A 7,139-nucleotide genomic window follows, 5' to 3' on the forward strand; every position below is an offset into this window, starting at 1 on the left:
CGAGGGGAGTTGGCCGCCGAGGAGCACGCCGAGGCACGGATCATCGACGAGTACCTGCCGCCGCCGCTCACCGAGGGCGACTTGGTCGACGTCGTCGAAACCGCGATCGCCCAGGTGGCCGAGCAACTGGGTGAGCGGCCCGGTATGAAGCAGATGGGGATGGTGATGAAGGCGGCCAACGCGATCGCCGCCGGCAAGGCCGACGGGGCGCGACTGTCGGCGGCCGTAAAGGACCGCCTGTAGACATTGGCGGCGACCCGCGAGGTCGTTTGCAAGAGCGATGCAAGGGTACCCGTGTGCTATGACACGGTTCGGCTACACCCTGATGACGGAGCAGAACGGCCCTAAAGACCTTGTCCGGTACGCGGTTTCGGCCGAACAGCGGGGCTTTGATTTCGAGGTCTGCAGCGACCATTTTTCGCCGTGGTTGGTCTCGCAAGGCCACGCGCCCAACGCGTGGGCGGTGCTGGGCGCGGCGGCACAGGCCACCGAACGGGTGGATTTGTACTCCTACGTGACCTGCCCGACGATGCGGTATCACCCGGTGATCGTCGCGCAACAGGCGGCGACGGTGCAGATCCTGAGCGACGGGCGGTTCACGCTGGGGCTGGGCAGCGGTGAGAACCTCAACGAGCACGTGATCGGGACCGGCTGGCCGGCTGTCAACGAACGTCAGGACATGCTGCGCGAAGCGATCCAAATCATCCGGGCCCTGTTCGAGGGCGGTTTGGTCGACTGGCGCGGCGATTACTACCAGGTGGATTCCGCGCGGTTATGGGATCTGCCGGAGGTGCCGGTCGGTATCGCGGTGTCGATGACCGGCGAGAAGGCGATCGGCAAGTTCGCCACCCTCGCCGATCACCTGGTCGCGGTGGAGCCCAGCGGAGACCTCGTCCACGCCTGGCACTCGGCACGGCAGGCCACCGGCATGGCCGGCGGCGGCCGGGTGGTCGGGCAGGTGCCGGTGTGCTGGGACCCCGACCGCGACGCCGCGGTGAAACGCGCTCACGATCAATTTCGCTGGTTCGGCGGCGGTTGGCATGTCAACGCGAACCTGCCGACACCGGCCGCGTTCGCCGGTGCGACGCAGTTCGTCCGGCCGGAGGACGTCGCCGAGAGTATTCCGTGCGGGCCGGACCTGGACGCGATCGTCGACGCGGTGCGCCCGTACTGGGAATCCGGCTTCACCGATATCGCGCTGGTGCAGATCGGCGGGCAGGCGCAGGACCAGTTTTTCAAGGAAGCCGCCGAGCCGTTGCTGGCCGGCCTACGGGCAGCCGCCATCTAAGGGACAACCAGGTAAGGAGCGCTATGTCACATCATCAGTTGCAAGGCAAGAAGATCGCCTTTCTGGCGGCGGACGGCGTGGAAAAAGTCGAACTCGAACAGCCCCGTACGGCGCTGGAAGAAGCGGGCGGTGAAACAGCTTTGCTATCGGTGAAATCCGGCGAAATCGAGGCACGAAACCACGATCTGGAACCGGCCGGAACATTTCCCGTCGACCGCGAGGTATCAGGCGTATCGGTCGACGACTTCGATGCGCTGGTGCTGCCCGGTGGCACGGTGAACCCGGACAAGCTGCGCCTCAACGCTTCAGCGGTTGCATTCGTGCGTGATTTCGTTACGTCCGGAAAGCCGGTCGCGGCGATCTGCCACGGACCGTGGACGCTGGTCGAGGCCGACGTGGTCACCGGGCGAACAGTGACCTCGTATCCCAGCATTCGGACCGACCTGCGCAACGCCGGCGCCAACGTCGTCGACGAAGAAGTCGTCGTCGACGGGAATCTGATTTCCAGTCGGTCACCCTCGGATCTGCCGGCGTTCTGCTCGACGATCGTCGAGCAATTCGCGCACGTGTCGACCGGCGCTGGGTTTTAACACCGCCATTGGCGGGCATAGAAGCCCACGTGACCGCCATTTCTCATGGGTACACATCGCTGGCCGCTGACGGGGTTTATCGGCCACAACAGGACTCCCAGCTGCTCGTCGACACCATGCGACGCAGCGCATTGGTGACGGGGCGGCAGGTGCTGGATTTGTGTACCGGCAGCGGTGTCGTCGCGATCGCCGCAGCCGAACTCGGGGCAGCCGGCGTGACCGCGTTCGAGATCTGTCCGCGTGCCGTGCGGTGTTCGCGTGGCAATGTCGTGCATGCCGGAGTCGACGTCGACGTCCGGGAAGGATCCTGGACGGGTGCGCTGGATTGCCCGCCGTTCGATGTCATCGTGTCCAATCCGCCGTACGTACCCACTCCGCCGGCCGGCGACACCAAGGTGATTCCACACACCGCCGGCCCGTCTCGGGCGTGGAACGCCGGAATGGATGGGCGCATGGCGTTGAATCCGTTGTGCGAGTCGGCATTCGGCTTGTTGACCGACGGTGGCTCCATGCTGCTGGTACAGTCCGAATTCGCCGATGTGCAACGATCGCTGGATTCGTTGTGGTCAACCGGCTTGGAGGCTGAAGTGATTGCGTCGCAATTGATCCCGTTCGGTCCGGTGCTGACTGCGCGGGCCGGCTGGTTGGAGGAGACGGGCCGCACCCGGCACGGTTGCCGCAAAGAGGAACTGGTCGTGATTCGGGCGGACAAACCATGAGCGACCGCACCCGGGTGCAGGTGATACCCAACGGTCCGGTGTTGATTTCCGGCCCGGTGCGCATCGAGGTGCCCGACGGCAGTGTCGTCGAATCCGACCGGTTCATGGTCGCGGTGTGCACCTGCCGGCGTAGCAAGAGCTACCCGCTGTGCGACACCAGCCACCGGCGCTGCCGGTCCGCCACCAGGTCAGCTCAGCGGTCGTCGTAGCGAGGTCTGCCCGGCCTGCCACGACGCCATCATCACGTCGGCGAGGCGGTCTTCGACCACGGTATGGGCACGGATACCGAACACCACGTCGCGGTCCAGCTGTGGTTCGCGGGCGACCAGATCGCCCACCACGTCGAGGCGTACCACCTGTTCGTGCACGGCGTCGGCCTCGACGTGCTCGCTGTAGAACGTGACGCATTGCGGCGGCGCGCCCAAGCGCTGCAGTGCTTGGACCAACCGGCGCGAGCCGGGTGGCGAGGTGATCTCCGTCGACGCGAAATGCCCGATGGCCGCTCCGCGCAACCAACGGTGCAGCCCGAATAACGACATCAGGTTGACCACCGCCAGCGATTCGGCCGGAACCACGTCGAGGTAGCCCAGATACGTCGAATCCAGCCCGGCTGCCTCCAGCAGGTCGGCGAACAGTCGCTGGTGAACTCGCGGCCCGCGTCCGGCCCCGTACTCGTCGAACTCGACGGCGACGAACGAAGCCTTGGCCTGGCCGACCAGACGCGGGATTGCCCAGGCGTGCGGATCGCCTTCCTTGAGGTGATACAGCGATCGGTGCACGAAGTATTCGCGCATCTGTGTCCAAGTTCCGTCGTCGCGTAGCCAATACGACGGGCCGGTGCCATCGGCGGACTCGATTGAGAGCGCGTCCATTTCGGCGGCTGCGGTGTGGTCGGGGTCGATCGGGCCGACGTCGCGGCGCACCCCCGCCAAAAAAGTGCGTTCCAGTTGGCCGCGCAGGTGCAGCAGGCCGGGATTCCATTCCCAGGTCGGGTCGACGCCGGCGAAACCGCGGTAGTGCAGCTCGTAGCACATGTACAGCGCCAGCTGCAGGTCCAGACTCCAGGGATCCGACTCGCGCACCGAGGGGCCGATCCGGGTCAGTTGATCGCGCGGTGCGGGTTCGGTGAGACTGCGCCGGACCGCCATCGACAGCGGTCCGTGCGCCGCCGGCAGCCGAGGTTCGACGGCGGTCTGTACCGGAGCCACGCGGGCGGGTACCCCTGTTTGCGCACCGGTCAAACCGTGCGGATCAGGAGGCGGCGGACTGCGCTTCACGTACTCGCTTGAGCGCGACTTTTGCAAATCGCATCGACAAGGCAGGCGACAGCCGATCCAGGTACCACCACGCCTTCCACCGTGCTGGCACCACAATGATCGCGTCTGAACGCAACACCGCGCGAAGAGCGCGCTCGGCGAACTTTTCGGGTGCCATCGGCCGCAATGGTTCCCAGAATTTGAGGAGTTGCTCGTCGCTGACGCCGGCCATCTTGACCCGTCCGTACTTGCCGCCGGTGAGGATCGGGGTCCGGATCACGCCCGGGCACAGCACCGAGACCTGCACGCCGTGACGTTCGGCCTCGACCCGTAACGTCTTCGAGATCGCGACGACGGCGTGTTTGGTGGCGGTGTAGCTCGCTTGAACAGAAGTGGTAAGACCGGCCATGGACGCTGTGTTCACGATGTGGCCGGAGTGCTGGCGGATCATGATCGGATAGACCGCCTGGATCCCGTGCACCACACCGCGCAGGTTCACGTCGAAGACGTCGTTCCAGTCGTCGAGCGTGTATGAGTCGATCTCGCCGCCGACCCCGATGCCGGCATTGTTGAACAGGTAGTCGATCCGCCCGGATTGCTGCACCACCTCGGCGACGGCGCGCTCGAACGATGCGTAGTCGCGCACATCGAGCTCGATCGCATACGCCTTTCCGCCACCGCTGTCAAGGCGTTGTGCCAGCTCCTGCGCCTCGCTGATCTGACGATCGGCGATCCAGACCTCGGCGCCCCCGTCGACCAGCCTGGTGGTCAATGCGGCGCCGATGCCCGACGCGCCGCCGGTAACCAATGCGATCTTCCCGGAGACACTCGATGCCATTTGCAGAAGGATAATCGCCGGCCCTTCTAGACCGCTCTCAGATCACTTGCGGCGGCGCGGGACGAACTCCTGGGCCTTGATTTTGATGCCCTCCTTCATCATGCCGAATGCGTCCTCGTCACCCTTGAGCACCGACGTGGCGGCGGCCTTCATCTGATCGAACGTGGCGTGCGGCGGCACCGGCGGGATGTTGGGGTCGCAATGCACATCCAGCAGCGTCGGGCGGTCGGCCCGCAACGCCTGGTCCCACGCCGACGCGATCTGACCGGGATCGGTCAGCGTCGCCGACGCCAACCCCAGACTGGCTGCGAAGCCGGCATAGTCAACACTCGGAAGTGTCTGTGACTCAGGGAATTTCGGTGCACCGGACATCGCCCGCATCTCCCATGTCACCTGGTTGAGGTCGTTGTTGTGCAGCACCGCGACGATCAGCCGGGGATCGGGCCACTCCTTCCAGTAGTGCGCGATCGTGATCAGCTCGGCCATCCCGTTCATCTGCATCGCCCCGTCGCCGGCGAACACGATCACCGGACGGTCCGGGTTGGCGAACTTCCCCCCGATCCCGTAGGGCACGCCGGGACCCATGGTGGCCAGGTTGCCCGACAGCGAGCCGCGCATGTTGCCGCGGAACTTCAGCTGGCGCGCGTACCAATTGGCCGACGAGCCGGAGTCGGCGGTCACGATCACGTTGTCGGGCAGCTTGGGTGACAGCTCGGAGAACAGCCGCATCGGGTTGATCGGATCGGCTGACACGTTGGCTTCCATCTGCATGGTCTCCCACCAGCGCTGCACATTCTTTTCGACGGTTTCGCGCCACGACCGGTCGGACTTGCGGCCGATCAGCGGTATCAGCGCGCGCACCGTCGCCGCGGCATCGCCCACCAGGTTCACCTCGTTCGGGAACCGCATCCCGATCAGCGCCGGGTCGATGTCGATCTGCACCCCGCGCGCGTCACCGAATCCGGGCATGAACTGGATGTAGGGAAAACTCGAGCCGATCGCCAGCAGGGTGTCGCAGTCGCGCATCAACTCGTAGCTCGGACGCGTACCCAGCAAGCCGATCGCGCCGGTCACCCAGGGCAGCTCGTCGGACAGCACATCCTTGCCGAGCAGCGCCTTGGCCACACCCGCTCCGAGCAGGTCGGCAAGCTCGATGATCTCGTCGACAGCGCCCTTCGCGCCGCACCCGACCAGCATGGCGACGCGTTCGCCCGCATTGAGCACGTCGGCGGCCCGCTGCAATCCGTCCCGCGACGGTTCGACGTCCGGCCACTCGAAGCCGAGGCTGGACGGCACCATCTTGAATTCCTGCGTCGGCGGCGAATATTCGAGCTCCTGCACGTCGGCCGGGATGATGACGGCCGTCACCGTGCGCTTGGTCAATGCGGTGCGGATGGCCCGGTCCAAGACGTTGGGCAACTGCTCCGGCACCGTCACCATCTGGACGTAGTCGCTCGCCACGTCCTTGTACAGACTCATCAGGTCGACTTCTTGCTGGTAGGAGCTACCCATCGCGCTGCGGTTGGTCTGTCCGACGATCGCCAGCACCGGCACCCGGTCGAGCTTGGCGTCGTAGAGCCCGTTGAGTAGATGGATCGCGCCCGGGCCTGACGTCGCGGCGCATACCCCGAGTCGGCCAGAGAACTTCGCATAGCCGACCGCCTCGAACGCACACATCTCCTCATGGCGGGCCTGCACGAACTTCGGCTTGTTGCCGGCGCGGCCCCAGGCCGCGAGCAGCCCGTTGATCCCGTCGCCCGCGTAGGCGAAAACCTTCTCGATCTCCCAATCGCGCAGCCGTTCCAACACGAAGTCGGAGACCAAAGCGCTTGCCATCGCACACCTCTTCCTTGAGCCACGAGCGAACATCCAGGAGGGTTATTACCCAGAAGATGCTGGGCCTAGACAAGACATGAGTTTCGATCGCGGCGTAAGTTGGCAAAAGGTCGGGATGACGCAACACGGCGGGGTTAATGATGGACATCATCAAATTGATTCGTGTCAAGCGGGCGCGCCGGCTTCTGGTCGGCATCAGCGCACCGATTCTGATGATCTGGCCGGTGGTACTGGGCGCGCCCCCGTCCGCGTTCGCTCAGCCGTGTCCCGACGTGGAGGTGGTGTTCGCCCGCGGCACCGCCGAGCCACCCGGAGTTGGCGGGATCGGACAGGACTTCGTCAACGCGTTGAGCTCACAAGTCGGCTCGAAATCGGTCGGGGTATATCCGGTCGACTACGCCGCCAGCAGCGATTTTGGTGACCGCGTAGATTTCGCCAGAACTTTCGTCGACGGGATCCGGGACGCGGGTGCCCACATCGAGTCAACCGCGGCGAACTGCCCCAACACCAGGATCGTGCTCGGCGGATACTCCCAAGGCGCAGCCCTGGCCGGCTACGTCACCTCGGCCGCCGTACCCAAGGAAGTACCTGCTGAGTACGCGGCGTTCATGC

General features: G+C 65.2%; 9 protein-coding genes. 6 read left to right on the forward strand and 3 right to left on the reverse strand.

Annotated features, from left to right (window positions below):
• From ACRDTL_RS18970 to ACRDTL_RS18990, 5 genes are all read left to right on the forward strand, one after another.
• A partial coding sequence (locus ACRDTL_RS18970; RefSeq protein WP_431508240.1) for a GatB/YqeY domain-containing protein occupies nucleotides 1–243 on the forward strand: 243 nt, incomplete at its 5' end.
• A gap of 58 nt (nucleotides 244–301) precedes the next feature.
• Entirely contained in the window at nucleotides 302–1,288 is a 987-nt protein-coding gene (locus tag ACRDTL_RS18975; RefSeq protein ID WP_431508241.1) for an LLM class F420-dependent oxidoreductase, read from the forward strand.
• A gap of 23 nt (nucleotides 1,289–1,311) precedes the next feature.
• Nucleotides 1,312–1,878 (forward strand): type 1 glutamine amidotransferase domain-containing protein, encoded by a 567-nt coding sequence (locus ACRDTL_RS18980; protein ID WP_431508242.1) that lies wholly within the window; start codon nucleotides 1,312–1,314, stop codon nucleotides 1,876–1,878.
• 29 nt (nucleotides 1,879–1,907) lie between these two features.
• Entirely contained in the window at nucleotides 1,908–2,597 is a 690-nt protein-coding gene (locus ACRDTL_RS18985; RefSeq protein WP_431508243.1) for a class I SAM-dependent methyltransferase, read from the forward strand.
• On the forward strand, nucleotides 2,594–2,806 hold the full coding sequence (locus ACRDTL_RS18990) for a CDGSH iron-sulfur domain-containing protein (RefSeq protein ID WP_431508244.1): 213 nt from the start codon (nucleotides 2,594–2,596) through the stop codon (nucleotides 2,804–2,806). The genes ACRDTL_RS18985 and ACRDTL_RS18990 overlap by 4 nt, the downstream gene beginning before the upstream one ends.
• Here the strand turns inward: ACRDTL_RS18990 and ACRDTL_RS18995 are convergent.
• The 3 genes from ACRDTL_RS18995 to ACRDTL_RS19005 form a co-directional block, all read right to left on the reverse strand.
• On the reverse strand, nucleotides 2,786–3,745 hold the full coding sequence (locus tag ACRDTL_RS18995; protein ID WP_431508247.1) for an iron-containing redox enzyme family protein: 960 nt from the start codon (nucleotides 3,743–3,745) through the stop codon (nucleotides 2,786–2,788). The genes ACRDTL_RS18990 and ACRDTL_RS18995 overlap by 21 nt on opposite strands.
• Nucleotides 3,746–3,848: 103 nt before the next feature.
• Nucleotides 3,849–4,691: an SDR family NAD(P)-dependent oxidoreductase gene (locus ACRDTL_RS19000; protein ID WP_431508245.1), complete on the reverse strand. Its 843-nt coding sequence runs from the start codon at nucleotides 4,689–4,691 to the stop codon at nucleotides 3,849–3,851.
• A gap of 42 nt (nucleotides 4,692–4,733) precedes the next feature.
• Nucleotides 4,734–6,527, reverse strand: coding sequence for a thiamine pyrophosphate-requiring protein (locus ACRDTL_RS19005; RefSeq protein ID WP_431508246.1), 1,794 nt, complete (start codon nucleotides 6,525–6,527; stop codon nucleotides 4,734–4,736).
• A gap of 212 nt (nucleotides 6,528–6,739) precedes the next feature.
• Between ACRDTL_RS19005 and ACRDTL_RS19010 the strand changes: the two genes are divergently transcribed.
• Nucleotides 6,740–7,139: cutinase family protein (locus tag ACRDTL_RS19010; RefSeq protein ID WP_431508248.1), on the forward strand; the 400-nt coding region annotated here is incomplete at its 3' end.

This window comes from Mycobacterium sp. (assembly GCF_050700595.1).
Classification (GTDB): Bacteria; Actinomycetota; Actinomycetes; order Mycobacteriales; family Mycobacteriaceae; genus Mycobacterium.

What these genes read in the sequence shown, in the direction of transcription:
- ACRDTL_RS18975 (WP_431508241.1), top strand. Translation starts at nt 302, where the DNA reads ATGACACGGTTCGGCTACACCCTGATGACGGAGCAGAACGGCCCTAAA.
- ACRDTL_RS18980 (WP_431508242.1), top strand. Translation starts at nt 1,312, where the DNA reads ATGTCACATCATCAGTTGCAAGGCAAGAAGATCGCCTTTCTGGCGGCG.
- ACRDTL_RS18990 (WP_431508244.1), top strand. Translation starts at nt 2,594, where the DNA reads ATGAGCGACCGCACCCGGGTGCAGGTGATACCCAACGGTCCGGTGTTG.
- ACRDTL_RS18995 (WP_431508247.1), bottom strand. Translation starts at nt 3,745, where the DNA reads ATGGCGGTCCGGCGCAGTCTCACCGAACCCGCACCGCGCGATCAACTG.
- ACRDTL_RS19000 (WP_431508245.1), bottom strand. Translation starts at nt 4,691, where the DNA reads ATGGCATCGAGTGTCTCCGGGAAGATCGCATTGGTTACCGGCGGCGCG.
- ACRDTL_RS19005 (WP_431508246.1), bottom strand. Translation starts at nt 6,527, where the DNA reads ATGGCAAGCGCTTTGGTCTCCGACTTCGTGTTGGAACGGCTGCGCGAT.